Raw genomic sequence first — 4,012 nt, 5'->3', positions numbered from 1 at the left:
TATCTCAGTCATGCGACCAAGATACCACATTCGGTATTAGCACCACTTTCGCGGTGTTGTCCCCAGTTTAGAGGCAGGTTGTCTACGCGTTACTCACCCGTTCGCCACTAGGAGTTACAAGTAACTCCCCGTTCGACTTGCATGTGTTAGGCACGCCGCCAGCGTTCGTCCTGAGCCAGGATCAAACTCTCCAATAAATTATTATTGAAGCCATTTGTTGGCTCTATAAATCAAATCAAGAAATTGTTTTTGGTTTTTGTATGTCGCAAGCGACATACAACCGCACATCTGGCTTTTTGATGCATTACTTACATTGTTCAGTTTTCAGGGAACCGCGTCATCGCATCGCGGCGACAGCTTTTATATATTATCACGTTTATTTCACCGTGTCAATATCTTTATTCTTGGTATTTATTTCTGTCATTATTCTTAGCTTAGCTATAATGCCTTGCTTGAACCGACTTGCCTATCTTATCACGCATTGCTTATTGATGTCAATACTCCTATCCATCTTTTTTCTGTCGAAAGATGGTAGAAAAGGTAAATCTTCTATTTTTTTATCGTAGCATATCGTAACCTAACTTGTCAATCTTTATTCACTCAATACTGAAAATTCTGTTTGTTGATATATAATTAACGTCATATACGATAATACTTGGCTTATGCCAAGTCCCTCCAGGAAAAGTTAGCCTTTCCATCTGAATAAGAAAAAACAGTCCGCGATGGGACTGTTCATGGCTAAGATTCTACTATTTATTTTAACACAGCACCAGTATTTGCTGAAGTCACTAGCTTAGCATATCTGGCAAGATAGCCAGTAGTTACCTTAGGCTTTGGTTGAACCCAGGCTGCTTTCCGTTTTGCCATGTCTTCATCACTTACTTTGATCTCAAGCTTACGCCCCGGAATATCGATACTAATCATATCGCCTTCCTCCACGAGGGCAATTGGTCCCCCCTCCATAGCTTCCGGGGAAATGTGACCAATACAGGCGCCTTGTGTAGCACCGCTGAAACGTCCGTCAGTTAATAATGCCACCTTAAGACCCATACCAACAATTATGGCTGTCGGGTTTAGCATTTCCTTCATTCCCGGGCCGCCTTTTGGGCCTTCATAGCGAATAATAACTACATTGCCGTCTTTAATTTTTTTACCGATAATAGCTTCAATAGCCTCTTCCTCGGAATTAAATACACGGGCAATACCATCAAAGACAAGCATATCTTCTTTCACAGCGCTTTCTTTTACCACTGCACCATCAGGAGCTAAATTACCATTAAGAATAGCGATACCACCAGTCTTGCGATAAGGGGACTCAACTGTTTTGATTACTTCCGGGCGCAAGATAGCAACATCTTTAATCCGATCACCGACAGTACCGGTTACTGTTAAAGCCTCAGTATGAATGCGCCCAAGCTTGGAAAGTTCTTTCATTACTGCGGAAATACCACCGGCTTCGTTAAGGTCTTGAATATGCTGAGTGCCACTCGGACTTAGCTTTGTTATATAAGGTGTCTTAGCACTAATTTCATCAAACAACTGCAATGGCAATTCAATTCCGGCCTCACGAGCAATGGCTGTAAGATGTAATACTGTGTTTGATGAGCCACCGATGCCCATATCAACAGTCATGGCATTCTCAAAAGCCTGTCGGGTCAAAATATCACGGGCCTTAACATCCCGTTTAACTAAATCAACAATAATTGAACCAGCTTGTTTTGCCAGCATGCGGCGCGCACCAAAGTTTACTGCAGGAATTGTCCCGTTTCCAGGTAGTGCCACCCCTAATGCTTCAGCCATACAGTTCATAGTATTAGCCGTAAACAGCCCTGCACAGGAACCACATCCAGGACACGCCGATTTTTCCATTTGGTCCATTTCTGTTGCTGTTATTTTCCCTGCTTCAAAAAGCCCTGCAGCCTCAAACATCGTGCTGACACTAATATCCCGTCCCTGATAGCGCCCAGCCATCATCGGACCACCACTCATTATAATACAGGGAATGTTGATTCTAGCAGCAGCCATAAGCATACCTGGTACAATTTTGTCACAGTTAGGAATGAGCACAAGTCCATCAAAGCCATGACCGATTGCCATGGCTTCAACCGAGTCAGCAATAAGCTCGCGGCTAGGCAATGGGTATTTCATGCCATCATGCCCCATAGCGATACCATCACAGATACCAATAGCCGGGAATTCTACCGGCATGCCACCACCAGCAGCTATACCCATTTTTACAGCTTCAGCTACATCTTTAAGATGCATATGTCCAGGAATTATTTCATTAAAAGCGTTAACAACGCCAATCATTGGTTTTTCCAGTTCTTGTGGAGTATAGCCCATGGCATAGAACAAAGAGCGATGCGCCGCCCGGGTTGATCCCTTTTTAACAATATTACTTTTTAAATTCATGAATTTATCTCCTTTCTGATATGAAAGCCTGTTGTCTGTCACGGACATTTTTTCTTTTTAAGTAACCGGACAGTTAACACTGTATTAAGTATTCAACAAAATATCTTCAAATCCTTGCACTATCTTTTTCTCCTGTTTTTATTTTTCTTGGAAGGTTTCTGTTTATTTACTTTACTAGCTATCGGCCAGACTGCTTTATTATTCCGTTTGCGAATGGCACATTCTTCTGGAAGCAATTCATTCCGACGCTCTCCCAGATATACCTCAGCCAGCGGATAAAGAGTTTCTCTGCTATTATACTCAATTTCAAAATCAAGCATTGCCGTTGCTGCTATTTGATTTTTAGTAAGCTGAGTTATTGCCTGTTCATTAGGCTTTGGCAACATATTAATTTTATTATCACTTTGCTTATAAATAGTAAGCAATATTTCTAATGCTCCTACGATGATTTCCCTAAGATCATATGCCGTCATATACTTATATTGATGACTAAATTCCACTGCTTGTCGTAAATGCTCAGAAGCTTTTTCAAGCTCACCACATTCGATAAGTATTTTCCCTATCGAGTAATGGGATTCTACTTGCCCTGCATCCTTAACCAATGCTTGCTCATGAGCAAACACCGCTAACTCCGGACGCTTTCCTCTATAATAAGTATTTCCCAAACGATTCCAAAGATAAGCATTATCCGGTGTTTCACTCAGCTTTTTCAGAAAGTAACTCTCCGCATCACTTCCCCAGCGTGGTAAAAAAACACGATCAATAATTGCTTCCCCTAATATAATTCCATCAGGCCTGTCCGTTCCATTAAGGCTGCTGATTGTGGCCGCAGCCATTTTCGCTGCAAGCATTGTTTGGATGCGCGGTGATAGTTCCCATTCCCCAGCAGCATTACAATGTTTGCAGCGAAAATAGCCAAGTGCCTGAAACCGATCTACCTCTTTTCTAGGTTCCGTAACATCTGTTGAAAATACTATCGTACCTAAATCATAATCACCACTCTTATCGCATTTTTTACATGTCAATCGCAAACTATTTTCGGGAAACTCAGCATTTACTGTTTTGATATGCTTGTACACAAGTTTAGAATATTTGCCTGGCAGCATAGCAACAGTAGGACGCGGTGAAAGATTAACTACATCTTGACCGGTAGCTACGCTGATAAGTAAAGGGTTGATACCATATTTTTGATATTTTTCCACTTTATCATTCCTTTACAACAATATTATATAATTAACTGAAAAAACCCCACCCGCAGTAGTGGGTAGGGTTTTTTCTTGTATTTTTATTATATTCCAGTATTTAAGGACTGTCAACAAAAAACACCTACAACAATTAGTAGGTGTTTTATCAACCAGCAACTTCCTGATCTCCCAGGCCGTTTCCAACCAAGTACCTTCGGCGTTTGTGGGCTTAACTACTGTGTTCGGTATGGGAACAGGTGGAGCCCCACAGCTATCGTCACTGGATTATTCGATATTTGTTAGTCGACTTACGACTAACAATATATCTCTTTTATGAAGGATGTTCCTTCAAAACTTCACAGAAGAAAGACTGCACATTAGGATTTACTGATAATGTTTGCACTTCATGCAAACGA

The 4,012-nt window shown here is 41.4% G+C and carries 2 protein-coding genes and 1 rRNA gene; all 3 read right to left on the bottom strand.

All coding sequences use genetic code 11. The features are described from left to right. Positions 1 to 753: 753 nt before the first annotated feature. The 3 genes from ilvD to rrf all read right to left on the bottom strand — a co-directional run bounded on the left by ilvD (position 754) and on the right by rrf (position 3,881). Positions 754 to 2,412 (bottom strand): dihydroxy-acid dehydratase, encoded by a 1,659-nt coding sequence (gene ilvD / locus SALPA_RS12685; RefSeq protein ID WP_145094432.1) that lies wholly within the window; start codon positions 2,410 to 2,412, stop codon positions 754 to 756. A 119-nt stretch (positions 2,413 to 2,531) separates the two neighbouring features. After that, on the bottom strand, positions 2,532 to 3,614 hold the full coding sequence (locus SALPA_RS12680) for a tetratricopeptide repeat protein (protein ID WP_145094429.1): 1,083 nt from the start codon (positions 3,612 to 3,614) through the stop codon (positions 2,532 to 2,534). 150 nt (positions 3,615 to 3,764) lie between these two features. Beyond that, positions 3,765 to 3,881, bottom strand: a 5S ribosomal RNA gene (rrf, locus tag SALPA_RS12675). Positions 3,882 to 4,012 lie beyond the last annotated feature (131 nt).

Source organism: Sporomusa sp. KB1 (assembly GCF_007830295.1).
Classification (GTDB): Bacteria; Bacillota; Negativicutes; order Sporomusales; family Sporomusaceae; genus Sporomusa.
Note: the sequence above shows the minus strand (reverse complement) of the source record. Positions and strands in the feature narration are given on the sequence as shown.